At 75.6% G+C, this 23,898-nt stretch carries 21 protein-coding genes and 1 riboswitch; of the genes, 13 read left to right on the top strand and 8 right to left on the bottom strand.

The genetic code is table 11. The features are described from left to right. Positions 1 to 97 precede the first annotated feature (97 nt). The 3 genes from ACIQKA_RS07350 to ACIQKA_RS07360 are packed head-to-tail and all read left to right on the top strand — an operon-like array spanning position 98 to position 4,949. Entirely contained in the window at positions 98 to 1,117 is a 1,020-nt protein-coding gene (locus ACIQKA_RS07350; protein ID WP_383160271.1) for an AAA family ATPase, read from the top strand. Next, positions 1,117 to 2,469 carry a DUF58 domain-containing protein gene (locus ACIQKA_RS07355; RefSeq protein ID WP_402540319.1) on the top strand — a complete coding sequence of 451 codons (1,353 nt, stop codon included), beginning with the start codon at positions 1,117 to 1,119 and terminating at the stop codon, positions 2,467 to 2,469. Before ACIQKA_RS07350 ends, ACIQKA_RS07355 begins: the two co-directional genes overlap by 1 nt. Beyond that, a complete protein-coding gene (locus ACIQKA_RS07360) occupies positions 2,466 to 4,949 on the top strand; it encodes a transglutaminaseTgpA domain-containing protein (RefSeq protein WP_390106016.1) in 2,484 nt (827 codons plus the stop codon). Before ACIQKA_RS07355 ends, ACIQKA_RS07360 begins: the two co-directional genes overlap by 4 nt. A 365-nt stretch (positions 4,950 to 5,314) precedes the next feature. Here the strand turns inward: ACIQKA_RS07360 and ACIQKA_RS07365 are convergent, their stop codons facing one another. From ACIQKA_RS07365 to ACIQKA_RS07375, 3 genes are all read right to left on the bottom strand, one after another. Beyond that, positions 5,315 to 5,716 (bottom strand): DUF3040 domain-containing protein, encoded by a 402-nt coding sequence (locus ACIQKA_RS07365; protein WP_366376469.1) that lies wholly within the window; start codon positions 5,714 to 5,716, stop codon positions 5,315 to 5,317. A gap of 272 nt (positions 5,717 to 5,988) precedes the next feature. After that, entirely contained in the window at positions 5,989 to 6,777 is a 789-nt protein-coding gene (locus ACIQKA_RS07370) for a methyltransferase (protein ID WP_383438645.1), read from the bottom strand. A gap of 66 nt (positions 6,778 to 6,843) precedes the next feature. Beyond that, positions 6,844 to 7,362: an SAV_6107 family HEPN domain-containing protein gene (locus tag ACIQKA_RS07375; RefSeq protein WP_383438642.1), complete on the bottom strand. Its 519-nt coding sequence runs from the start codon at positions 7,360 to 7,362 to the stop codon at positions 6,844 to 6,846. Between the two features lie 163 nt (positions 7,363 to 7,525). Between ACIQKA_RS07375 and ACIQKA_RS07380 the strand changes: the two genes are divergently transcribed. From ACIQKA_RS07380 to ACIQKA_RS07400, 5 genes are all read left to right on the top strand, one after another. Beyond that, the gene (locus ACIQKA_RS07380; protein WP_390106012.1) at positions 7,526 to 8,608 is read left to right on the top strand and encodes an ATP-binding cassette domain-containing protein; all 1,083 of its coding nucleotides are present in this window, start codon (positions 7,526 to 7,528) and stop codon (positions 8,606 to 8,608) included. Next, positions 8,580 to 10,667 (top strand): YhgE/Pip family protein, encoded by a 2,088-nt coding sequence (locus ACIQKA_RS07385; protein WP_402540323.1) that lies wholly within the window; start codon positions 8,580 to 8,582, stop codon positions 10,665 to 10,667. Before ACIQKA_RS07380 ends, ACIQKA_RS07385 begins: the two co-directional genes overlap by 29 nt. Before the next feature lie 43 nt (positions 10,668 to 10,710). Then, positions 10,711 to 11,319, top strand: a complete 609-nt coding sequence (locus ACIQKA_RS07390; RefSeq protein WP_383160372.1) for a TetR/AcrR family transcriptional regulator — start codon at positions 10,711 to 10,713, stop codon at positions 11,317 to 11,319. A gap of 365 nt (positions 11,320 to 11,684) precedes the next feature. Continuing rightward, the gene (locus ACIQKA_RS07395) at positions 11,685 to 12,332 is read left to right on the top strand and encodes a DUF4126 domain-containing protein (protein WP_383160441.1); all 648 of its coding nucleotides are present in this window, start codon (positions 11,685 to 11,687) and stop codon (positions 12,330 to 12,332) included. A gap of 45 nt (positions 12,333 to 12,377) precedes the next feature. Beyond that, positions 12,378 to 13,814: a phytoene desaturase family protein gene (locus ACIQKA_RS07400; protein ID WP_383160443.1), complete on the top strand. Its 1,437-nt coding sequence runs from the start codon at positions 12,378 to 12,380 to the stop codon at positions 13,812 to 13,814. A 40-nt stretch (positions 13,815 to 13,854) separates the two neighbouring features. Here the strand turns inward: ACIQKA_RS07400 and ACIQKA_RS07405 are convergent, their stop codons facing one another. The 5 genes from ACIQKA_RS07405 to ACIQKA_RS07425 form a co-directional block, all read right to left on the bottom strand. Beyond that, positions 13,855 to 14,712: a hypothetical protein gene (locus ACIQKA_RS07405; protein ID WP_402540326.1), complete on the bottom strand. Its 858-nt coding sequence runs from the start codon at positions 14,710 to 14,712 to the stop codon at positions 13,855 to 13,857. Between the two features lie 54 nt (positions 14,713 to 14,766). Beyond that, positions 14,767 to 15,684, bottom strand: a complete 918-nt coding sequence (gene metF / locus ACIQKA_RS07410) for a methylenetetrahydrofolate reductase [NAD(P)H] (protein ID WP_383441429.1) — start codon at positions 15,682 to 15,684, stop codon at positions 14,767 to 14,769. Positions 15,685 to 15,830: 146 nt separating this feature from the next. Next, positions 15,831 to 16,484, bottom strand: a complete 654-nt coding sequence (thiE, locus tag ACIQKA_RS07415; RefSeq protein ID WP_391093034.1) for a thiamine phosphate synthase — start codon at positions 16,482 to 16,484, stop codon at positions 15,831 to 15,833. 181 nt (positions 16,485 to 16,665) lie between these two features. Beyond that, positions 16,666 to 17,031, bottom strand: coding sequence for an Rv2175c family DNA-binding protein (locus ACIQKA_RS07420; protein ID WP_366375266.1), 366 nt, complete (start codon positions 17,029 to 17,031; stop codon positions 16,666 to 16,668). A gap of 76 nt (positions 17,032 to 17,107) precedes the next feature. Further along, positions 17,108 to 18,271, bottom strand: coding sequence for an NAD(P)/FAD-dependent oxidoreductase (locus ACIQKA_RS07425; protein WP_402540614.1), 1,164 nt, complete (start codon positions 18,269 to 18,271; stop codon positions 17,108 to 17,110). Between the two features lie 144 nt (positions 18,272 to 18,415). Further along, positions 18,416 to 18,528, top strand: a riboswitch (TPP riboswitch). A 180-nt stretch (positions 18,529 to 18,708) separates the two neighbouring features. Here ACIQKA_RS07425 and thiO point away from each other — a divergent pair. From thiO to ACIQKA_RS07450, 5 genes are all read left to right on the top strand, one after another. Continuing rightward, positions 18,709 to 19,851, top strand: coding sequence for a glycine oxidase ThiO (gene thiO / locus ACIQKA_RS07430; RefSeq protein WP_383155559.1), 1,143 nt, complete (start codon positions 18,709 to 18,711; stop codon positions 19,849 to 19,851). Next, the gene (gene thiS, locus ACIQKA_RS07435; RefSeq protein WP_390105999.1) at positions 19,848 to 20,081 is read left to right on the top strand and encodes a sulfur carrier protein ThiS; all 234 of its coding nucleotides are present in this window, start codon (positions 19,848 to 19,850) and stop codon (positions 20,079 to 20,081) included. Before thiO ends, thiS begins: the two co-directional genes overlap by 4 nt. 5 nt (positions 20,082 to 20,086) lie before the next feature. Continuing rightward, positions 20,087 to 20,881: a thiazole synthase gene (locus ACIQKA_RS07440; protein WP_383155563.1), complete on the top strand. Its 795-nt coding sequence runs from the start codon at positions 20,087 to 20,089 to the stop codon at positions 20,879 to 20,881. Positions 20,882 to 21,078: 197 nt separating this feature from the next. Beyond that, complete coding sequence (pknB, locus tag ACIQKA_RS07445; RefSeq protein ID WP_402540330.1) at positions 21,079 to 23,025, top strand: Stk1 family PASTA domain-containing Ser/Thr kinase; 1,947 nt, start codon at positions 21,079 to 21,081, stop codon at positions 23,023 to 23,025. A gap of 6 nt (positions 23,026 to 23,031) precedes the next feature. Beyond that, entirely contained in the window at positions 23,032 to 23,883 is an 852-nt protein-coding gene (locus ACIQKA_RS07450; protein WP_383437351.1) for a deoxyribonuclease IV, read from the top strand. Positions 23,884 to 23,898: the final 15 nt, after the last annotated feature.

Below are 23,898 nucleotides of genomic sequence, written 5' to 3' on the forward strand. Positions count from 1 at the left end.
GACCCGGCCACGCCAACAACAATGCCCGGGTGGACACCCCCCGAACATCCTGACGGGGGCAGGTGTCCGTGTGTTTCGGAAGGCCGAGGAGGGCCGGGTGACGACCTATGACGATCGAGCGAGCCTCACTGATCTGACCGCCACTGTGGAGCGCGTCCGCAGATCGGTGGAGGGTGTGATCGAGGGCAAGCCCGAGGTCGTACGGCTTTCGCTGACCGTGCTGCTCGCCGAGGGGCACCTCCTGATCGAGGACGTCCCCGGCGTCGGCAAGACCATGCTGGCCAAGACCCTGGCCCGGTCCATCGACTGCTCGGTGCGCCGCATCCAGTTCACCCCCGACCTGCTGCCCTCGGACGTCACGGGCGTGTCGATCTTCGACCAGCAGCGCCGGGAGTTCGAGTTCAAGCCGGGTGCGATCTTCGCCCAGATCGTGATCGGCGACGAGATCAACCGCGCCTCGCCGAAGACCCAGTCCGCGCTCCTGGAGTCCATGGAGGAGCGGCAGGTCACCATCGACGGGCAGACGTACGAGCTGCCCAGCCCGTTCATGGTGGTCGCCACCCAGAACCCGGTCGAGATGGAGGGCACCTACCCGCTGCCCGAGGCCCAGCGCGACCGCTTCATGGCCCGGGTCTCCATCGGCTACCCGAGCGCCGAGGCCGAGTTCCGGATGCTCGACGTGCACGGCGCGGTCAACCCGCTGGACGACCTCCAGCCGGTGGCGCACGCCCACGACGTCCTGAAGCTGATCGAGGCGGTGCGCGCGGTGCACGTCGCCGACTCCGTGCGCCGGTACGCGGTCGACCTGGTCGCCGCCACCCGCACCCACCCCGACCTGCGGCTCGGCGCCTCGCCCCGGGCCACGCTCCACCTGCTGCGGGCCGCGCGGGCCTCCGCCGCGCTCAGCGGCCGCGAGTACGTGCTGCCCGACGACCTCCAGGCCCTCGCCGCGCCCGTCCTCGCCCACCGGCTGCTGCCGACGGCGCAGGCCCAGCTCAACCGCCGCACCGCCGAGCAGGTCGTCCACGACATCCTGCAGCGCACCCCCGTACCGGCCTCGGCCCCGCCCGCCGGGCCGCTCTACGGCCAGCAGCAGCCCGGCGCCCGGCGGCTGTGATGACGAGCGCCGCCGTGCCGGACGGGCAGCGGGGCGACGACGACCGGGGCGGTCTGCGGGCCGCCCTGAGCGGCCTCACCACCCGCGGCCGGTCCTTCCTCGCCGCCGGGGTGGCCGCCGCCATCTGCGCGTACGTCCTCGGCCAGGCCGACCTGCTGCGCGTCGGGCTGCTGCTCGCCGTCCTGCCGCTGGTCTGCGTCCTCGTGCTGCACCGGACCCGCTACCGGGTCGCGACCTCGCGCCTGCTCGTCCCCCAGCGGGTGGAGACGGGCACCGAGGCCCGGGTCCAGCTGCGGATGGAGAACGTCTCCAGGCTGCCCACCGGGCTGCTCATGCTCCAGGACCACGTGCCGTACATGCTGGGGTCCCGGCCCCGCTTCGTCCTCGACCGGGTCGAGGCGGGCGGGCGGCGCGAGGTGTCCTACCGGGTCCGCTCCGACCTGCGCGGCCGCTTCCCGCTCGGGCCGCTCCAGCTCCGGCTGAGCGACCCCTTCGGCATGTGCGAGCTGACCCGCTCCTTCAGCGCGTACGACACCCTCACCGTCGTCCCCGGGACCGAGGCGCTGCCGCCGGTCGGGTTCTTCGGCGAGGCCGCCGGGCACGGCGAGGGGCACCGGCGCGCGCTCGCCCTCGCCGGCGACGACGACGTCATCCCGCGCGCCTACCGCCACGGCGACGACCTGCGCCGGGTGCACTGGCGCTCCACCGCCCGCTACGGCGAGCTGATGGTCCGCCGCGAGGAGCAGCCGCAGCGGGCCCGCTGCACCGTCCTCCTCGACACCCGCGAGGTCGCCTACCGGGGTGCGGGCCCGGACTCCGCCTTCGAGTGGGCGGTCTCCGGCACCGCCTCCGCGCTCGTCCACATGCTGGAGCGCGGCTACACGGTCCGGCTGCTCACCGACACCGGCAGCGCCGTCCCCGGCGAGGGCGCCGAGGGCTTCGGCGGTCCGGTGCAGGACCCGGCCGACTCGGCCGGTCTGATGATGGACGCCCTCGCGGTCGTCGACCACTCGGAGGGGGCGGGCCTCTCGCGCGCCTCCGACGTGCTGCGGGCCGGCGGCGACGGGCTGCTCGTCGCCTTCCTCGGCGACCTCGACGAGGAGCAGGCCGCGCTCGTCGCCCGGATGCGGGGCCGCGGCGGCGCGGCCGTCGCCTTCGTCCTGGACTCCGGCGCCTGGCTGACCGGCGGTTCGGTCTCCGGGGCGGCCGAGAACCGGGTGCGGCAGCTGCGCGAGGCGGGCTGGACGGCGCTCGCCGTGCCGCCCGGGGCCCGGCTCGCCGACCTGTGGCGGCAGGCGGCCGGCGCCGGCGCGGAGGCCGCCGCCGACACCACCTACGGAGGATGGGCATGAGCGGGCGCGCACGGCTGACGCTGGCCTCCTGGGCCGCCACCCTGATGGCGGCCGGGGCCCTGCTCCCGCTGGTCAAGCCGGCGACCTGGATCTTCACGGCGGCCTTCGTGCTGGCCCTGGTGAGCGGGGCGGGCACGCTGGCGCGGCGGGTGCCGCTCGCCGCTCCGGCGGCCCTCCTCGCCCAGACGGCGGTCGCGCTGTTCGCGCTGACCGCGGTCTTCGCCCGCGAGCAGGCGGTCCTCTGGTTCCTGCCGGGGCCGCGGGCCGTCACGCACGCCGCCGAACTGCTGCGGGCGGGCGCCGAGGACGTGGGCCGGTACGCGGTCCCCGCACCGGACACCGAGGGCATCCGGCTCATGCTGGTCGGCGGCGTGGTCGTCATCGGGCTCATGGTGGACGCCCTCGCGGTCACCTTCCGCAGGGCGGCCCCGGCCGGTCTGCCGCTGCTCGCCCTGTACTCGGTGGCGGCCGGCCTCTCCGGCGGCGGCGCGGGCTGGCTCTGGTTCCTCCTGGCGGGCACCGGCTATCTGCTGCTGCTCCTCGCCGAGGGCCGGGACCGGCTCTCCCGGTGGGGGCGGGTCTTCGGCGGCGCCCAGCGCACCGGCCGGCCCGGCACCGCCGTCGGCAGCGGCGGCCAGGCGTTCGCGCCGGTCCGCACCGGGCGCCGGATCGGGGCCGTGGCCCTGGGGGTCGCGCTGGTGGTGCCGTTCGCGCTGCCCGGTCTGAGCGGCGGACTCCTCGGGGCCGGCGGCGGGGGGGAGGGGTCCGGGGGCAGCGGCACGGGCGGCACGATCTCCACCGTGAACCCGCTGGTCTCCCTCCAGGACGACCTGCGCCAGCAGGAGGACCGCGAGGTCCTGCGCTACCGGACCAACGCCCGCGACACCAGCGGCACGTACCTGCGGCTCGTCGCGCTCGACCAGTTCGACGGCCTCTCCTGGAAGTCCTCGGTCCGCCCGATCGTGGACGTGCCGGAGCGGCTGCCGTGGCCGGACGGGCTCGCGCAGGGCGTCCGGGTCACCGAGGTGACCGGCAACTTCGTCGCCTCCGGGACCTACGAGCAGAAGTGGCTGCCGATGCCGTACCCGGCCTCCCGGGTCGACGTCGAGGGGCGCTGGCGGTACGAGCCGGCCGGCCGGATGCTGGTCGGCGACGACAGGCAGACCACCCGGGGCGCCCGCTACCAGGTGGCCAGCCTGGACGTGCAGCCGACGGCGGAGCAGCTGGCCGCCGCCGGGCCCGCCCCGGAGGAGCTGCGCCGCGAGTACACCAAGGTGCCCGCGTCGCTGCCGGCCGACGTGCGGGAGACGGCCCGGAAGGTCACCTCGGGCGCGGACAACGACTACGAGCGGGCCCTGAAGCTCCAGGACTGGTTCGCCCGGGACGGCGGCTTCCGCTACGACGTGGACGTGCAGTCCGGCACCGGGGTGCAGGCGGTCTCCCGCTTCCTGAAGGACAAGGAGGGCTTCTGCGTCCACTTCTCCTTCTCGATGGCGGCGATGGCCCGCTCGCTCGGCATCCCGGCCCGGGTGGCCGTCGGCTTCATGCCGGGCACGCCGCAGAGCGACGGATCGATGTCGGTCGGCATCCGGGACGCGCACGCGTGGCCCGAGCTGTACTTCGAGGGGGCGGGCTGGACGCGGTTCGAGCCGACCCCGCAGCGGGGCTCCACCCCCTCCTACGCCCGGGAGGCCGTCCCCTCGGGCTCGGCCACCGGGCCCGCGCAGCCGCGGCAGAGCGCCTCGGCGCAGCCGTCCGCCGCGCCGAGCGCCTCGGAGAGCTGCACGCCGCAGATGCGCAGGCTCGGCGACTGCGGCCAGGAGACGGCGGCGGCCGGGGCGGCCCCGGACGACTCCGGCGCGGACCCGCTGGCGACGGCCCTGATCGTCCTGGGCGTGGCCGTGGTCCTGGTCCTGCCGCTGCTTCCGCTGTTCTGGCGCCGCCGGGCCCGCGCCCGGCGGCTCGGACCGGCGGGGGTCCGGGAGCCGGAGGAGGGCGGGCCGTCCGGGCCGTTCTCGGACGGGCGGCCCGGACGGCCCTCGGCGCGGGGCGCCGGGGGGACGGCGGCGCGGACGCTCGCGGTCTGGCGGGAGATCAACGACACGGCCTGGGACTACGGGGTCGAGCCGGACGAGTCGCAGACGCCCCGGCGGACGGCGGCGCGGATCGTGCGCCTGGGCGAGCTGCGGGGCGAGTCCGCCGACGCGGTGCACCGGGTGGCGCGGGCGGTGGAGGAGGCGCTGTACGCGCCCAGGTCGCAGCCGGTCGCGAACCTGGCCGAGGAGGCCGGGCGGGTCCGGGCGGGCTTCCACGCGGGCGCGGACCGTCGCACCCGCCTGCGCGCCCTGCTCGCCCCCCGCTCGGCGGTCCGCGTCCGCTGGGCGGCCTCGGCCCGCTGGGCGACGGCGACGGCCCGCTGGTCGGACCGCCGCCACGCCCTGACGGCCCGCTTCCGGCGGGCGCCGCACGGGACGGGCTGAGAGGGCCGGGACACGGCGGAGGGGCGGGATCCGGAAGGATCGTCCCGCCCCTCTCGCCATGGCGTTCCGCCGTGGTCCTCCACCGGGCCCGGCCGCCGCGGTTCGCTCCGGGGCCCGGCCGGGGCGACCCTCCCCGGGGCCCGGCCGCCGCGGTTCGCTCCGGGACCCGGCCGCCGCGACTCTCCCCGGGACCCGGCCGCCGTGGCTCTCCCCCGGACGCGCCCGCCGTTTCCTTCCCCGGCCGGGCCGCGGGCTACGGCCCGCGGCCCGGCACAGCGACGAGCCCCGCAGGGCCGCTGCGCTCGGGTGCGCGGCTCTGCGGGGCTCGGTCGCTGAAGGGGGCGGGGCTTCCGCTCAGGGGGCCGTCAGTGGCCGCCGCCCTGCTCGTCGCGGCGGCGCTGCCACCGCTCTTCGATCCGGTTCATCATGGGGCGTCGCTGCCGGGTCTGACGGCCGCCGGCCGCCGTTCCACCCGAAGCCTGCTGCTCGCCCGGCTTCGGCGCCTTGCGCCATCCGGTGACCGCCAGGACCGCGCAGCCCAGCATGACGAGGAATCCCACCACGCTGATCCAGATCTGCTGTGCGACCATTCCGGCCATGAGGAGCGCGATACCCACCAGGAAGCCGGCGACTGCCTGGTAAACCCGTCGCCGGGTGTACGTACGCAGTCCGCTTCCCTCGAGCGCTGTCGCGAACTTGGGATCTTCGGCGTACAGCGCTCGCTCCATCTGCTCGAGCATTCGCTGCTCGTGCTCCGAGAGCGGCACGGAGTCCTCCTAGTCGTCGGCCGCGGGGGCGACCGGTTTGCGGCCCTTTCAGGATAGGCAGGGAATCGCCCCCGTGAAACCCGCCCACAATGCCGAATAGCCAATCCGGGCCGCCATGCGGATCGGTTGCTGAGGCGTTGATTCCCCGGGGCCCCGTCCGTCATGCCGGATGGTTTCCCCCGATCATACGGGGCCGGGGCCCGGACCGGGCGTGCTGTGGCGTACTCCATGGAGTGCCGCGGCCCGAACCGCCGAACGGGTGGCCCCGCGGATCAGGCCCGCTTCTCGCCGAGGACGTGCAGCTGGGTGGCGACGGCGTGGAACGAGGGCAGCTCCGCGGCGGCCGCCTCCAGCCTGAGGAGGGCCTCGGCGGCGCCCGGCTCGGTGTCGACGAGGACGCCGGGGACGAGGTCGGCGAAGACCCGGACGCCGTGCACGGCGCCGACCTCCAGACCGGCCTCGTCGGCCAGCTCGGCGAGCTGCTCGGCGGTGAAGCGCCGGGGCACGGGGTCGCCCGCGCCCCAGCGGCCCGCCGGGTCGGTGAGGGCGTGCCGGGCCTCGGTGAAGTGTCCGGCGAGGGCGCGGGCCAGGACGGCTCCGCCGACCCCGGCGGCGAGCAGGCTGAGGCTGCCGCCGGGCCGGAGCGCGGCGACCGCGTTGCGCACGCCCTCGGCGGGGTCGTCGACGTACTCCAGGACGCCGTGGCAGAGCACGGCGTCGTAGCCCTCGCGCCCGACCACGTCGAAGAGGCCCCGGACGTCGCCCTGGACCCCGGCGACGAGGTCGGCGACGCCGGCCTCGGCGGCCCGGCGCTCCAGCGCGAAGAGCGCGTTGGGGCTGGGGTCGACGACGGTGACCCGGTGGCCGAGACGGGCCACCGGGACCGCGAAGTTCCCGGAGCCGCCGCCCGTGTCGAGGACGTCGAGGGCGTCCTTCCCGGTGGCCTCGACCCGGCGGTCGAGGGCGTCCTTGAGGACGTCCCAGACGACGGCGGTGCGCAGGGAGGCGCGCGACGGGCGTGAGGTCGCCTCTCGACCGAAGGCGGGGGAAGGGTCCGGCACGGCTGTTGACTCCTCGGTGACGGGTACGGACCTCCCCACCCTATGGCCTCGCTCCGGCCTTTCGGATCACCCTCCCGCGTCGTCGTCCCCGGGGGCGCGGGGCGACACCGGCCGGAGGGCGAGCAGCCGCTCCACCAGGCGCGAGAAGTACTCGGCGTCCCGGAGGAGGTCGTCGGCCTCCCTGGCCGTGGCGGCGCCGGTGATGCCCGCCTCCGCGCGGGCCCTGCGGGGCGCCCCGGCGGCGAAGTGGGCGCTCCACTCGGCGAGCTCGGGCGCCAGCTCGGCGAGGAGCTCCCAGGCGGTCCGTATGCGCTCCTTGCGGCGGGGTGCGGGGTCGGGCGTGCCCCGGGCGGCCAGCACGGCCGCGGCGGCGCGCAGGGCGGCGAGGTGCGCGGTGGCGTACCGCTCGTGGGGGCGGTCGAGGGCGGCGGCCTCGGCGAGTCCGGCGCGGGACTTGGCGAGGAGGTCGAGGGCGGCGGGAGGGGCGGCGGTGCGGCGGGAGACGGGGTGGATGTCGGACGCGGGTCCGGAGTGCGCGGGGACGGGGTGGCGCCTGGGTGCGGCTGCTGCGGATGGACGTGCCATGACGAAGCCTCCTGTCGTCGCGTGACGGCGCTGTGGCCGTATGTGTCCATCGTGCCCACTCCCACTGACAATCACGCTGACCTGCGGTTTTGCGAAGGCCCCGGCACGGGGGTAACTTTTGGACTGACTGGTCAGTTCAAAAATGGGGAGTGGGGGTGGGTCCGTGGGCACGGAAGCCGAGGAACGGCCGCACGGCGCCGCCGTCGTCGCGGACGGCTTCGGACTGAAGGGGCCGCGGGGCTGGGCCTTCCGGAAGGTTTCCTTCCAGGCGGGGCCGGGCGCGCTGGTGGCGATCGAGGGGCCGTCGGGCTCGGGGCGCACCTGTCTGCTCCTCGCGCTCACCGGCCGGATGAGGGCCAAGGAGGGGCACGCCGAGGTCGGCGGCCTCCCGCTGCCCCGGAAGATGGCCGCGGTGCGCCGGATCAGCGCGCTGGGCCAGGTCCCGGGCGTCAACGAGCTCGACCCCGCCTTCACGGTCGCCGAGCACCTGCGCGAGCGGGCGCTGCTCCAGCGCCGCTTCGACGGCTCGGTACGGGCGCTGCTGCGGCGCCCCGGCACGCGGGCGGCGGAGGCGCGGGCCCGGATCGCGGAGGCCGTGGCGGCCGCGGGGCTCGACCTCGACGCCCTGCCGAAGGGCGGGCGGACCTCCGTGCGGGACCTGGAGCGGCCCGAGGCGCTGCGGCTCTCGATCGCCCTCGCCCTGATCGGGCGCCCCCGGCTGCTCGCCGTGGACGACACGGACCTGAAGCTCTCGGACGCGGACCGGGCCGGGGTCTGGGCGCTCCTGCGCTCCCTGGCCGCCGCCGGGACGACCGTCCTCGCCGTCTGCAGCGAGGCCCCGGAGGACGCCCTGCGGATCACCACGACCGCCTCGGCCCCGGAGGAGTCCGGGGAGGCGCCGGAGGCCCTGGAGGCCCCCGGGACGCCCGGAACGCCGGAGGAGCCCGCCGGGGAGGGGACCGCCGAGGACGCCGGCGCCGGCGGCACGAAGACCACCGGTGCGAAGACCACCGACACGAAGACCACCGGTGCGAAGACCAGCGGCACGAAGACCACCGGCGCGAAGACCACCGGCCCGGAGCCCGTCGACACGGAGCCCGTCGACACGGAGAAGGCCCGGACGCAGACGGCCGGGGCGGACGCCGCCGGCACCCACACGGACGGCACCGGCACCGACACGGGCGCCGCCGCGTCCACGACCGAGGAGGGGGCGGACGATGCGCTCGCCGAAACTGGCCGCTCTTGAGCTGAGGCGCTTCGGCAGGGGCAGGCTGCCGCGCGCCGCGCTCGTCGCGGTCCTGCTGCTGCCGCTGCTGTACGGCGCCCTGTACCTGTACTCGTTCTGGGACCCGTACGGCAGGCTCGACAGGATCCCCGTCGCCCTCGTCAACGAGGACCGGGGCGCCACCGCCGACGGCAAGGAGATCAACGCCGGCGACGACATCACGAAGGGGCTCCTGGAGAGCGAGACCTTCGCGTGGCACCGGGTGAGCGACGAGGAGGCGCGCAAGGGCGTCGAGGACGGGACGTACTACCTGTCCCTGACCATGCCCGGCGACTTCAGCACCCGCATCGCCTCCAGCTCCGGCGACTCCCCCGAGACCGGCGCCCTGCGGGTGCGGACGAACGACGCGAACAACTACATCGTCGGGCAGATCTCCCGGACGGTCTTCGCCGAGGTGCGCACCGCGGCCTCCACCAAGTCCTCGCGCGGCTTCCTCGACAAGATCTTCATCTCCTTCTCCGACATCCACGACGCCACCGAGAAGGCCGCCAAGGGCGCGGCCGACCTCAAGCAGGGCGTCGACAAGGCCAAGAAGGGCTCCAAGAGCCTGGCGGACGGCCTCGGGGACGCCAAGGCGGGCAGCGGCGACCTGGCCGAGGGCCTGAAGAAGCTCGACAAGGGCGCCAAGGAGCTGGAGACCGGCTCCCGCAAGGTCGCGAACGGCACGCAGACGCTCGCCGACAGGGTGAACGGCACCGCCGACAAGGTCCGCCCCTACCTGGCGAACAACGGCAGGTCGATCCGCGACACGGCCCGGCTGGTCTCCGACTCGGCCACCGCCGTCCAGCACAACCTCGACGTCCTGGTGAAGCGGGGCCCCCAGGTCCGCACCGCCGCGCACAAGGCCGACGCCGAGATGACCGCCCTGCACCGCGAGGAGTGCGTGGAGGCCCCGGAGCCCGACGCGCGCGCGTGCAAGGTCCTCCAGCGGGCCGCGGTCACCGCCGGCGACGTCGCCGTCATCGCGGACGACGTGCACGAGCTGACCAAGGACAGCAACGGCGACCTGAAGACGCTGAACGCGCGCCTGGTCACGCTGAAGAAGCAGGCCGACGAGCTGGCGACCCGTGCCCCGCACCTCGACGAGGAGGTCGAGGACGCCATCCGGAAGATCAACGAGCTGAACGCGGGCGCCAAGAAGGTCGCGGCGGGCGCGGAGAAGCTGCACACCGGCATCAGCGGGGCCAAGACCGGCTCGGTGAACCTGGACACCGGCGTCGGCAGGCTCAAGAAGGGCGCGGGCGACCTGGACGGCGGCCTGTTCAAGCTGGCCGACGGCTCCGGCGAGCTGGCCGGCGGGCTGCGCGACGGGGTCGGCCAGATCCCGGACTACGACCAGCAGGCCCGCGACAAGCGCACGGAGGTCATGGCCGACCCGGTGCGGCTGGCCTCCCAGTCGATGCACAAGGCGCCGAACTACGGCACGGGCTTCGCCCCGTACTTCATCCCGCTCTCCCTCTGGGTCGGCGCGATGGTCGCGTACATGATCATCCAGCCGATGAACCGGCGCGCGCTCGCCGCGGGCGGCTCCGCGTGGCGGATCGCGCTCGCGGGCTGGCTCCCGGTGGCGGCGATCGGGCTCCTCCAGGTCGCGGCCCTGATGTCGGTGCTGCACTGGGGCCTCGGCCTCCAGATGGCCCGGGCCGCCGGCACGGTCGGCTTCCTCGCCCTGGTCACCTGCTGCTTCACGGCGATCATCCAGTGGTTCAACGCCCGCTTCGGCGCGGCGGGCCGGATCCTGGTGCTCGCGGCCCTGATGCTCCAGCTCACCTCGGCGGGCGGCACCTACCCCGTCCAGACCAGCCCGCCCTTCTTCAACGCGATCCACCCCTTCCTGCCCATGACGTACGTGGTCGAGTCGCTGCGCCGGCTGATCACGGGCGGCGGGCTCGGACCCGTCTGGCAGTCCTGCGCGGTCCTGGCGGCGTTCACCCTGGGCGCCCTGGCCCTGACCGCCGTCTCGGCCCGCAGGCGGCAGGTCTGGACGCTGGACCGGCTCCACCCCGAACTGACCCTGTGAGACGGGGCCGGCACCACCCGTGACACCTGTGAGAATCGATCCCATGGACAGCAGCAGCACCAGACGCCGGGCCACGCGCGCGAAGCTCTACGAGGCGGCCGTCACGCTCATCGCGGAGCAGGGCTTCTCCGCGACGACGGTGGACGAGATCGCCGAGCGGGCCGGCGTGGCCAAGGGCACGGTCTACTACAACTTCAAGAGCAAGACCGAGCTCTTCGAGGAGCTGCTGCGGCACGGGGTGTCGCTGCTCACCGCCTCCCTGCGCACGGCGGCCGAGGAGACCGCCGCGCGCGGCGGGAGCCGGGTCGACGCGCTGGACGCGATGATCCGGGCGGGCCTCGTCTTCATCGACCGCTACCCGGCCTTCACCCAGCTGTACGTGGCCGAGCTCTGGCGCACCAACCGGGCCTGGAACTCCACGCTCCTGGTGGTCCGCCAGGAGGCGGTCGCGGTGGTGGAGGGGGTGCTGCGCGAGGGGGTCGGGGCCGGGGAGCTGAGCGAGGAGATCGACGTCCAGCTCACGGCGGCGGCGCTCGTCGGCATGGTGCTCGTGGCGGCGCTCGACTGGCAGGCCTTCCAGAGCGAGCGCTCCCTCGACGACGTCCACGCGGCCCTCTCCCGGCTCCTGCACGGCCGGGTGGGCGGCCGCTAGGAACACCGGAGCCCGGGCCGCGCGCGTGGGCACGGGCACCGGTTCCGGGCCGGTCCACGCGCGCGCGTGGAACCCGGAAAACCACCCGGACACGAAGAAGCCGGTGCGGCGGGGCTCGATCCCCCCGAGCCCCGCCGCACCGGCTTCCCGCTGCGCCCCCGTACCGGAAGGCCGCACCCCCGTGCCCCCGTGCCTCCCGCACCGGCAGGCGCGCGGCCCCGTTCCGCCGCCCCGTGCCGGCGGTTCCGGAGCCGCGCCCCTTCCGTGGGCTCCACTCTCCCCTCCGGGCCCCGCCGGCCCCATCCGCGCGGCTACTCATCCCGGCCCCTAGGTACGGGTACTCAGTCCTGGTTACGATCGCGGGCGTGTCCGTACTCCCCCTGGTGTTCACCAGCGGCTGGGCGAGCGGGATCAACGCGTACGCGGTGGTCCTGCTCCTCGGCCTCTTCGGCGCGACCGGGCTGACCGACGAGGTGCCCGGGTCCCTCCAGCGCACCGACGTCCTCGTCGTCGCGGGCGTGCTGTTCCTGTGCGAGGCGGTGGCGGACAAGGTCCCGTACGTCGACTCGGTGTGGGACTCCGTCCACACCGTGGTCCGGCCGGTCGCGGGGGCCGTCGTCGGCGCCCTGCTCGCCGGGCAGGACGGCTCGCTGCCGGAGCTGGCGGCGGCCGCGGTCGGCGGTTCGACGGCCCTCCTCAGCCACTTCGTCAAGGCGGGTACGAGGATGGCGGTCAACACCTCGCCGGAGCCGTTCTCCAACGTCGGGGTGAGCCTGGCGGAGGACCTCGGGGTGGCGGCGGTCGTCACCTTCGCGATCTTCCATCCGGTGGCGGCGGCGGTCGTCGCGGGCGCCCTGCTCCTGCTCGGCCTGGTCGTGGTGGTCTTCCTGGCCCGGCGGATCCGGCGCTTCCTGCGGCGCAGGTCCCGGCGCCGGGAGGAGAGGCGGCCGGCCGCCGCCGGGACCCGCCCGCGGGTCCCGGACCCGCCCGACGACGGGTCGCGGCACTTCTGACCTCTCCCTCCGGGGCCGCCGGAGGGGCCGGATAGGCTCGCCGGCATGGCACGGATTGTGGTGATCGGCGCGGGACTCGGCGCCATGGCGGCGGCGGCCCGGCTGGCCGTGGCGGGCCACCGGGTGACGGTGTACGAGCGGGGACCGACGCACGGCGGCGCGGTGGGCCGGTACGCGCGCGACGGCTTCGCCTTCGACACGGGCCCGGGGCTGCTGCACCTGCCCGCCGTGTACCGGGACCTGTTCGTGAAGACGGGCAAGGAGCCGCTGGAGGACCGCGTCGCGCTGACGCAGGTCGATCCGGCGGCCCGTCACGTCTTCGCCGACGGCACGCGCGTGGACCTGCCGAACGCCTCCCGGGCCGGCACGGTCGCCGCCCTGGACGCGGCGCTCGGCGCGGGCGCGGGCGAGCGCTGGGGCGACTTCCTGACCCGGGCCCGCGAGGCCTGGGACCGCACCCGCCGGCCGCTCCTGGAGGAGCCGCAGCCCGCCGACCCGGCGCCGCTCGCCCGCGAGCCGTACCCGGCCCCCGGGGCGGGCCTGCTGCGCCGCCCCACGAGGACGCTCGCCCGGGTCGGGGCGCGGGAGCTGCGCGATCCCCGGCTCGCCGCCCTGCTCGACGCGTACGCGTGGTCCTACGGCTTCGACCCGGCCGACGCCCCGGCCTCGGCCGCCGTCCTGCCGTACATGGAGCAGACCTTCGGGAGCTGGTACGTGGCCGGGGGCCTGCGGGTGCTCGCCGACGCGGTGTACGAGCGGTGCCGGAAGCGGCGGGTGGAGTTCGTCTTCGACGCGCCGGTGGAGGACGTCCTGGAGGAGGACGGCCGGGCGGTCGGCGTCCGGCTGGCCGGCGGCGAGGAGGTCGCGGCCGACCACGTGGTCTCCGGGGCGCCGGTGCCGTCGCTCTACCGCGAGCACGTCGTCGCGTGGGAGCGGGGCGACCGGGACGTGCCGCGCTTCCAGGCCCTCGGCACGAGCCGGGTGACAGTCTGTCTGGCGCTGCGCGGGCCCCGGGAGGCGGACGCGGTCCACCGCGCGGTCGTGCACGCGGAGGGCGGGCGCCCGGCGGTGACCGTGCTGCGCCCGGACGACCCGGCGCTGCGCCCGGACGCGGACCACGAGGCGGTGACGGTCACGGCGACCGTCCGGACGGCTCCGGAACGGGAGTGGGAGGCGTTCGCCGACGGCATGGTCGAGGCAGCCGGGCGGGCGGTGCCGGGGCTGCGGGAGCGGCTGCTGTGGCGGCACGTCCGCACCCCGGAGGACGTGCGCCGCGACACCGGGGCCGCCGAGGTGCCCGGGCCCGCGCTCGCCGGGGCGGGCGGGCGGCTGCTCCCGGCGGACAACCGCTCGCCGCTGCCGGGCCTGTACTTCGCGGGCGGCTGGTCGCACCCGGGCGGCGGGCTCGCCCACGCGGGCATGTCGGGCGCGCTGGTGGCGGGGCTGATCGTGGAGGGCGCGGACTTCCGCGGCTCGCGGTGACCCTCCGCGGCCCGCGGCGGGACCCCGGGCCGCGCGGGCCTCAGTAGCGGTACTGCTGCCGGTCGTCCTGGTGCGGCTCGTGGCCGTACGGCCCCGGGGCCTGCTGGTGCGGGTCCGGCTCGGTGTCGCGCTGCTGCGGGACCCAGACCCCGCCGGGCGGGGTGTCGTAGGTGTACGAGGGGGCGTAGGGGTCGCCGTAGTACGAGCCGTACTGCTGGGCGTCCGTGCCCGGGCCGATGTACGGGTCGGAGTAGGCGGCGTACTGCTGCTGCCCGGCGGCCCCGTAGTCGTACCCCTGCTGGTGGACGGGCTGCTCGTACCCGTGGTGGTCGTGCCCCTGCTGCTCGTACCCCTGGCCGTACCCCTGCTCGTGTCCCACCGCGTAGGGGGCGTAGGCCGCCGGGTCGTATCCGGCGTCGGCGGCGGGGGCGGTGTCGCGGCCGGTGTCGTAGACCCCGTACTGGCCGGTGTCGTCGGGCATCGGCAGCGGCTCGTAGACCGCCGTGCCGTCGTCGGCCGCCTCCGGGTGCCGCTCGGGGGCGTGGTGGCCGGCGCCCGGCTCGTCGTACGAGAGCTCGGTGACCTCCAGGGTGGGGCCGGCCCGGTTCGGCGCGCCGGCCTTGCGGCGGCGGCTCGCGCCCGGGTTGCCGCCGATCGCCCAGCCGGTGGAGAAGCCGCGGCGGAAGGAGAGCGTCACGTAGGTCTGGCCGACGGCGAAGGCGAGCGCGCCGGCGACGATCACCGGGACCGAGGGCAGCAGGACGCCCACGACCACGAAGAGGAAGCCGCAGAAGGCGAGCACGCGCCAGCGCAGCCGCGCCTTGTACTGGAGGAGCACCTCCCCGAGCAGCCACAGCGCGACCACGCCGAACGCGATGTAGAGGACCGTCCACCCCATGCCCCGCCGCCCCTCTCCGCGGTCACCGCCGCGGAGAGGGGCGGGTACGACCGGTCACGACTGCTGGTGCAGTCCGAGATTCTCGTAGATCTCGAGTGTCGCGGTGGAGCTGTTGAGCGTGATGAAGTGCAGCCCGGGGACGCCCTCGGACAGCAGACGCGCGCAGAACTCCGTCGCGAACTCGATACCGATGGAGCGTACAGCGGCGGGATCGTCCTTGACGGCGAGGATGCGGTCTTTCACGCGCGCCGGGAAGACGGCGTTGCTCAACCGGGGCAGCCGGTCGAGGGTCTTCACGTTCACGACGGGCATGACCTCGGGGATGATCGGGGTCTCGCAGCCCGCCCTGACCACGCTGTCGCGGAGCCGCAGGTAGTTCTCCGGGTCGAAGAACATCTGGGTGATGGCGTAGTCGGCACCGGCGCGGCACTTGTCCACGAAGTGCCGGATGTCCGTGTCCCAGTCGGTGGATCGGGGGTGCATCTCGGGGAAGGCGGCGACGCCGACGCAGAAGTCGCCGGACTCCTTGATCAGCCGGACCAGGTCGGCGGCGTACCGGACCCCCTCCGGGTGCTCGATCCAGTCGCCCAGCGGGTCGCCCGGCGGGTCACCCCGGACGGCGAGCATGTTGCGGATGCCGGCGTCGGCGTACTGGCCGAGGATGTTGCGCAGTTCGGCGACGGACTGGTCGACGGCCGTGAGGTGCGCGACGGGGGTGAGGGTGCTGTCGGAGGCGATCTTCTGGGTGGCCTTCACGGTGCCGCCCCGGGTGGTGCCGCCGGCGCCGTAGGTCACGGAGACGAAGCTGGGTCCGACCGCCTCGACCCGGCGCATGGCCTTCCAGAGGGACTGCTCGCCCTTCTCGGTCCGGGGCGCGTAGAACTCGAAGGAGTACGACGTGCCGCCGGAGGCGAGGATGTCGCGGACCGTGCGGGCGCGGTCCGAGCGGACGGAAGCGGTACCAAGGGCCATACCGGCAGGTTAGACGGGGTGCGTCGACCGTGGGCGGGTTGTCCGATCGGTGGACACCTTTTCGGACACATTCCGGCCGGATCGGTTTGGCCGGACCGGTCCGGCCGGTCCGGGCGCGTCCCGGTTCCCACGCCCCCGGCAGGGGCTCACTCCCCGGCGCGCTCCCGGACCCGCTTCGCGAGGGCGGCGGTCGCGGCGGCCGGGTCGTCGGCCTCGGTGATCGCCCGGACGACGACGATCCGGCGCGCTCCCGCGTCCAGGACCTCGTCGAGGTTGGTCCCGTCGATGCCGCCGATGGCGAACCAGGGGCGGTCCTGGGCCAGGCCGGCCGCGTACCGCACGAGGCCGAGCCCCGGCGCGTACCGTCCGGGCTTGGTGGGGGTGGGCCAGCAGGGGCCGGTGCAGAAGTAGTCCACGCCCGGCTCGGCGGCGGCCGCGGCCACCTCGGCCTCGGCGTGGCAGGAGCGGCCGATCAGCACGTCCTCGCCGAGGATCGCGCGGGCGGCGGGGACGGGCAGGTCGCCCTGGCCGAGGTGGAGGACGCCGGAGCCGGCGGCGTGGGCGACGTCGGCCCGGTCGTTCACGGCCAGGAGCCCGCCGTGGCGGCGGGCGGCCTCGGCGAAGACGGCGAGGTGCTCCAGCTCCTCGGCGGCCTCCATGCCCTTGTCGCGGAGCTGCACGACGTCCACGCCGGAGGAGAGCACGGCGTCGAGGAAGGCGGGCAGGTCGCCCTGGCGCTTCCGGGCGTCGGTGCACAGGTAGAGCCGGGCGTCGGCGAGGCGCTCGCGAGGCGTGGGCATGGATGGGTTCCCCCCGTCGGTGTCGCCGGCGCCGCGGCGGCCGGTCACCGGGGACCGGCCGCCGCGACACCCGCTGGTGGTGTCTTCGGTGCGCGCGCCGGACGGCGTGCGGCGGCCCCCGGGCGCCGGGAGGCGTCCGTCGGACCGCGCGTGCCGTGCGGCGCGCGTCGGGCGGTGCGCGTCAGACGGCGAGCGCCTGGGCCCGGCGCTTCACCTCCGTGCCACGGTTCTCGCCGAGCGCCTGCGCGGGCGTGCCCGGCAGGCTCTCGTCCGGAGTGAAGAGCCACTCCAGCATCTCCTCGTCGGTGAAGCCGTCGTCCCGCAGCAGGGTCAGGGTGCCGGCGAGGCCCTTGACCACCTTGTCGCCCTGGATGAAGGCGGCGGGCACCTGGAGTGCGTTGTTCTCTCCGCGGCGCACGGCGATGAGCTGGCCCTCCTTGACCAGCTGCCGCACGCGCGTCACCTCGACATCGAGCATCTCCGCGATGTCGGGCAGGTAGAGCCAGGCAGGGACGAGAGCATCGATCTTTGCGTCAATCTCGGTCACGTGACAAGCCTGCCATCCCGGACCGACAGCCGGTAGTCGGGCCCGGGAGGTATCACGCCGATCGGACGAAGCGCCCCTAAAGGACCGCCGCCTTCAGGGGTACGGAGGGGTCCGCCGCGCGGGCCGGGTCGACCGGGACCGCGGCCTCGATCAGCTTCCGCCCCTGGGCCAGGTCGCGGGGGCGGCCGACGGCGAGGAGGGCGACCGGCACCCCGGCGCGCAGCCAGAGCACCGACCAGGCCTCGTCCGCCGGGTCGCCGCGCCACAGGAGCCCGTCCGCGCCCGCGTGGTGCCCCGCGTACTGGACGAAGCGCCCGAACTGCTCGGACCAGAAGTACGGCACGGGGTCGTACGGCCCGGTCCCGGAGCCCGTGATCGCGGCGGCGACCGCGCGCGGGCCCTGGAGGGCGTTGTCCCAGTGGTGGACGAGGAGGCGCTCGCCGTAGCGGGCGGAGGGGAAGGAGGCGCAGTCCCCGACCGCGTACACGTCGGGCAGGGAGGTGCGCAGCCGGTCGTCGGCGGTGACGGCGCCGCTCGGGTCGAGGGCGATGCCGGAGCCGGCGAGCCAGCCGGTGGCGGGGCGGGCGCCGATGCCGACGACGACGGCCTCGGCGGGCAGTTCGCGGCCGTCGGCGAGGAGGACCCGGCCGGGTTCGACGGTGTCCACGCGCGCGTGGGTGAGGAGTTCGGCGCCGTTCGCCGCGTACCACCCGGCCATGGGGGCGGCGACCTCGGCGGGCAGGGTGCCGGCGAGCGGGAGGTCCGCGGCCTCGACGACGGTGACGGCGCAGCCGGCCCCGAGCGCGGCGGTGGCGAACTCGGCGCCGATCCAGCCGGCGCCGACGACCACGACGGTGTGGCGGCGCTCCAGGACGGGCCCGAGGCGCACGGCGTCGTCGAGGGTGCGGAGCAGGTGGACGCCGGGGACGCCCTCGGAGCCGGGCAGGGCGACCGGGTGGGCGCCGGTGGCGATCACCAGGGTGTCGTACGGGACGGGCCCGGCCCCGGTGTCGACCTCGTGGTCGGCGGCGCGCAGTCCGGTGACGTCCACGCCGAGCCGGAGTTCGACGCCGAGCTCCTCGAAGTCGACCTCGAAGGCGGAGTCCTCGGCCTTCCCGAGGAGGACCGCCTTGGAGAGCGGGGGCCGGTCGTAGGGCTGGTGGGGTTCGGCCCCGATGAGGGTCACGGGGCCGGTGAAGCCCTGCTCGCGGAGGGCGACGGCGGTCTGGACGCCGGCCATTCCGGCGCCGACGACCACGACGCGCCGCTGGGTCTGCTTCTGCTCGCTCACACGGCCACCTTACGCAGCTGACGGCCCGTCAGGTCGGGTGGGGGGCACGGCCCCCTCGTGACGGACGCGGGGCGGAAGCTAGTCTGGCGGGCGTAAAGCACTCGCGGGAGCCCGGACGCACCGGGCTGAGAGGGAGGCTGGCCGGCCTCCGACCGTAGGAACCTGATCCGGGTCATGCCGGCGAAGGGAGGGGCTGGACGCCCATGCGTTCTTCCGACGCGCAGAGTTCTTCCGGCGCGCAGAGTTCTTCCGACGCGCAGAGATCTTCCGGCGCGCAGAGTTCTTCCGGCGCACGAGGGCCTTCCGGCGCACCGGGACCCACCGACGGCCGGGGATCCGCCGACGGCCGGGGATCCGCCGACGGCCGAAGCGCCTTCGACGTCCTCGTGGTCGGGGGCGGGATCATCGGCCTGGTCACGGCCTGGCGGGCCGCGCGGCGCGGGCTGGGCACCGTCGTCGTCGACCCGGAGCCGGGCGGCGGGGCCGCTCGGGTCGCGGCCGGGATGCTCGCCGCCGTCACCGAGCTGCACTACGGCGAGGAGACCCTGCTCGGGCTCAACCTCGCCTCCGCCGCCCGCTATCCGGCCTTCGTCGCCGAGCTGGAGGAGGCCACTGGCCACGACGTCGGGTACCGCGCCTGCGGCACCCTCGCCGTCGCCCTCGACGCCGACGACCGGGCGCACCTGCGCGAGCTGCACGCCCTGCAGACCCGCTGCGGGCTCGCCTCGGAGTGGCTGAGCGGCCGCGAGTGCCGCCGCCTGGAGCCGATGCTGGCACCGGGGGTGCGCGGCGGCCTGCGGGTCGACGGCGACCACCAGGTGGACCCGCGCCGGCTCGCCGCCGCGCTCCTCGTCGCCTGCGAGCGGGCCGGGGTGGTCTTCCGCCGGACCCCCGCGGAGCGCCTGAGCGTGGTGCGGGACCGGGCGCGCGGCGCGGTCCTGGCCGGGGGCGAGGAGCTGGCGGCCGGACAGACCGTGCTCGCGGCGGGCAGCCTGAGCGGGCGGCTCGCGGGGGTGCCGGACGAGGTGCTTCCGCCGGTCCGCCCGGTGAAGGGCCAGGTCCTGCGGCTCCGGGTGCCGCCCGCGTACGCCCCCTTCCTCTCCCGGACCGTCCGGGCCGTCGTCCGCGGCAGCCACGTCTACCTGGTGCCCCGCGAGAACGGCGAGCTGGTCGTCGGCGCCACCAGCGAGGAGCTGGGCTGGGACACCACGGTGACGGCGGGCGGGGTGTACGAGCTGCTGCGCGACGCCCACGAGCTGGTGCCCGGGATCACCGAGCTGCCGCTCACCGAGACCCTGGCCGGGCTGCGCCCCGCCTCGCCGGACAACGCGCCGCTGCTCGGCCCCACCGCCCTGCCCGGCCTGCACCTGGCCACCGGCCACTACCGCAACGGGGTGCTGCTGACCCCCCTCACCGGTGACGTCATGGCCGAGGCGCTCACCACGGGCGCCCTGCCCGACGAGGCCCGCCCCTTCACCCCCCGCCGTTTCTCCCCCGCCCCTCCCGCACGTCAGGAGCAGCCCGCATGAGCGCGAACCCGCCCGCCGGCGACACGACCGTGACCGTGTCCGTGAACGGGGAGGCGCGCAAGCTCTCCGGCCCCGTCTCCCTCGACGCCCTCGTCGCGACCCTGACCGCGGCCCCCTCCGGGGTGGCCGCCGCCGTCAACGAGACGGTGGTGCCGCGCGGCGAGTGGGCGTCGACGCGGCTCGGCGACGGGGACCGGGTGGAGGTCCTCACCGCGGTGCAGGGGGGCTGAGCGCGATGTCCGACGACGTGTTCGTCCTGGGCGGTGCGGAGTTCTCCTCCCGCCTGATCATGGGCACCGGCGGCGCGCCCAGCCTCGACGTCCTGGAACGCTCCCTGGTCGCCAGCGGCACGGAGCTGACCACGGTCGCCATGCGGCGCCTGGACCCGACCGTGCGGGGCTCGGTCCTCTCCGTCCTGGACCGGCTCGGCATCCGCGTCCTGCCCAACACGGCGGGCTGCTTCACGGCCGGCGAGGCGGTCCTGACCGCCCGGCTCGCGCGGGAGGCGCTCGGCACCGACTGGGTCAAGCTGGAGGTCGTCGCCGACGAGCGGACCCTGCTGCCGGACGGGGAGGAGCTCCTGAACGCGGCGGAGACCCTGGTCGACGACGGCTTCACCGTCCTGCCGTACACCAACGACGACCCGGTCCTCGCCCGGAAGCTGGAGGACGCCGGGTGCGCGGCGATCATGCCGCTCGGCTCCCCCATCGGCTCCGGGCTCGGCATCCGCAACCCGCACAACTTCCAGCTCATCGCGGAGCGGGCCGGGGTGCCGGTGATCCTGGACGCGGGGGCCGGCACGGCGTCGGACGCGGCGCTCGCGATGGAGCTGGGGTGCGCGGCGGTGATGCTGGCGTCGGCCGTCACCCGGGCGCAGGAACCGGTCCTGATGGCCTCGGCGATGCGGCACGCGGTCGAGGCGGGCCGGCTCGCGCACCGGGCCGGCCGCATCCCGCGCCGCCACTTCGCGGAGGCGTCCTCTCCGGTGGAGGGCCGGGCCCGCCTGGACCCGGAACGCCCGGCCTTCTGAGGCCCGGGGCGCCCGGCCTTCCGAGGCCCGGAACGGCCGGGAGCACCCCGCCCGCACGGGCCCGGGGCGCCCCGCCCCGCCCGTCCCGGGGCCTTCCGGGGCGCCCGCCCCCCGGGGCCCGGCGCGCTCGTCACAGGTGTGCTGCGGTCCGGGGCGCGCGCACCGGACGCGTGTGCGCGGCTCGTAGACTCGTCGCCGTGGACACGACCCTTCAGGACCCCCTCGTCGGGCGGCTGCTCGACGGCCGCTACCGCGTCGACGCGCGCATCGCCGTCGGCGGGATGGCCACGGTCTACCGGGCCGTCGACACCCGCCTCGACCGCGTCCTCGCGCTCAAGGTGATGCACCCGCAGCTCGCGGCCGACGCCGTCTTCGTCGAGCGGTTCATCCGCGAGGCGAAGTCGGTCGCCCGGCTCGCCCACCCCAACGTCGTGGGCGTCTTCGACCAGGGCGCCGAGGGCGCGTACGTCTACCTGGCGATGGAGTACGTGCCCGGCTGCACCCTCCGCGACGTGCTGCGCGAGCGGGGCGCCCTCGCGCCCCGGGCCGCGCTCGACATCCTGGAGCCGGTGCTCGCCGCGCTCGGCGCCGCGCACCGGGCCGGGTTCGTGCACCGGGACATGAAGCCGGAGAACGTCCTGATAGGGGACGACGGCCGGGTGAAGGTCGCGGACTTCGGCCTCGTCCGGGCCGTGGGCTCGGCGACCGCCACCACCGGCTCGGTCCTCGGCACGGTCTCGTACCTGGCGCCGGAGCAGATCGAGCACGGCACCGCCGACACCCGCGCCGACGTGTACGCCTGCGGCGTCGTCCTGTACGAGATGCTGACCGGCGCCAAGCCGCACGCGGGCGACACACCCGCCCAGGTGCTCTACCGGCACCTGAACACCGACGTGCCCGCGCCCTCCGCCGCCGTGCCGGGCCTGGCCCCGGAGCTCGACGGCCTGGTGGCGGCCGCCGCGGCCCGCGCCCCCGAGGCCCGCCCGCACGACGCCGTCGCCCTGCTCGGCCTGGTCCTGGAGGCCCGCGCCGCGCTCACCGACGCTCAGCTCGACGCGGTGCCGCCGCAGGCCCGGTCCGACGCCCGGGACACCGCCGACGACCGGACGAGCGTGATCGCCCGCGCCGTGCCGGCCGAGGAGCGCACCGGCGTGATCGACCTCCCGCTGCCGGCGGAGGCCGACGCCCCGGAGGTGCGGCACACCGGCCGGATGCCGGCGCCCGAGCCGCCCGCGGCCCCCGCCGGCCGCCGGCTGCCTCCGCGCGGCCCGCTGCTCGTGGTCGCCGTCGTCCTGCTCGTCCTCGGCCTGGGCGCCGGGGTCTGGTACATCAACTCCGGCCAGTTCACCCGCGTCCCGGCCGTCCTCGGCCAGACCGAGGCCGCCGCCACGCGGCGGATCACCGACGCGGGCCTGGACGTCGGCAGCACGAGGCGCGCCTTCAGCGACGTGTACGAGCGCGGCACCGTCATGGCCGTCGACCCGGCCCCCGGCGAGCGCCTGCGCGGCAACGGCACGGTCGTCCTCACCCTCTCCCGGGGCCCGGAGACCGTGAAGGTGCCGAACCTCAGGGGCAAGCCGCTCGCGGAGGCGAAGCGGGCCCTGGAGAAGGAGGGCCTGGCCGTGGGGGTGGTCACCCGCGAGTTCAGCGACTCCGTCGCCCGGGGGGCCGTGGTCGGCTCCGACCCCGAGCCCGGCACCGACCGCGCCCCCGACTCGGCGATCGCCCTGGTCGTCAGCAAGGGCTCTCCGATCGACGTGCCCGACGTCACCGGCGAGGCCGTCGCCACCGCCACGGCCGAGCTCCAGGAGGCCGGGCTCACCGTCCGGGTCGCCCCCGAGCGGATCAACTCCCCCGAGGAGGCCGGCGCGGTCGCCGCCCAGTCCCTCGCGGAGGGCAGCCGGGCCGCCGCGGGCGACACGATCACCCTGACCGTCTCCAAGGGACCCGCGGCGGTCGAGGTCCCCGACGTCACCGGCGAGACCACCGAGGACGCGCGCGCCGCCCTGGAGGGGGCGGGCTTCGAGGTGAAGCTCAAGAAGACCTTCCCGTACCTCGGCGACACCGTCGCGGACCAGTCCGTGGAGGGCGGCTCCACCGCCCCCGAGGGCTCCGCGATCACCCTCACGATCAAGGGACTGTAGACACCCATGCGCAACCCCGTCGGCGGCCACGTCCCCGTGGCCGGCGGTCTCGCCACGGTCGGCCTCGGCTACGCCCGCGAGCTGGGCGCCGAGACCGTGCAGGTCTTCGTCGCCAACCCGCGCGGCTGGGCCACCCCGGCCGGCAACCCGGCCCAGGACGAGCGGTTCCGCGCCGAGTGCGCGGAGCTGTCGCTCTCGGCCTGGGTCCACGCCCCGTACCTGATCAACTTCGGCTCGCACACCGAGGCCACCGCGGAGAGGTCGGTGGAGTCGCTGCGGCACTCGCTGCGCCGGGCCCGGGAGATCGGCGCGAAGGGCGTGGTGGTGCACACCGGCTCGGCGACCGGCGGCCGGCCGCGCGAGGTGGCGCTCGCCCAGGTGCGGGAGCGGCTGCTGCCGCTGCTCGACGGGCTGACGCACCCGGACGACCCCGACCTGCTCCTGGAGTCGACGGCCGGGCAGGGCTCCTCGCTCTGCTCGCGGACCTGGGACTTCGGCCCGTACTTCGACGCCCTCGACCGCCATCCCAAGCTGGGCGTCTGCCTGGACACGTGCCACGTGTTCGCCGCCGGGCACGACCTGACGGGCCCGTCCGGGGCGGCGCAGACGCTCGACCTGCTGGTCGGGACCGTCGGCGAGGGGCGGCTGAAACTGATCCACGCCAACGACTCCAAGGACGTCGTGGGCGCCCACAAGGACCGGCACGCGAACATCGGGGCCGGTCACATCGGCGAGGACGCCTTCCGGGAGCTGCTGCGTCATCCGGCGACGGAGGGGGTGCCGCTGGTCATCGAGACGCCCGGCGGCAAGGAGGGGCACCGGGCGGACGTGGACCTGCTGAAGAAGCTGCGCCCCTGAGAGACCCCCGGGGGC

This window comes from Streptomyces sp. NPDC092045 (genome assembly GCF_044756005.1).
Lineage (GTDB): Bacteria > Actinomycetota > Actinomycetes > Streptomycetales > Streptomycetaceae > Streptomyces.